General features: G+C 42.5%; 1 pseudogene. It reads left to right on the top strand.

Annotated features, from left to right (window positions below):
* Positions 1-273, top strand: a pseudogene (locus RG959_RS24145) (bifunctional ornithine acetyltransferase/N-acetylglutamate synthase); the annotation flags it as partial.

Raw genomic sequence — 273 nt, 5'->3', positions numbered from 1 at the left:
GAAAAACGCTGCAGCAAAGCTAAACATTCCAGCAAACCATGTGGCAATTGCATAGACTGGACTTATTGGCAGCCCACTCCCAATGGAAAAAATAAACAAAGCGATCCACGGAATAATTGTTGATAAAGAAGCAAATCCACAGCATTTTGAAGATGCCATCTTAACCACGGATACAGTAACAAAGCATGTTGCAGTACAGCTTGAGGTTGATGGGAAAACAATTACCATTGGTGGGGCTGCAAAAGGATCTGGAATGATTCACCCGAATATGGC

The sequence above is a fragment of the Domibacillus sp. 8LH genome, assembly GCF_038806185.1.
GTDB lineage: Bacteria > Bacillota > Bacilli > Bacillales > Domibacillaceae > Domibacillus > Domibacillus indicus_A.
This window is presented reverse-complemented; position numbering and strand designations above follow the sequence as displayed.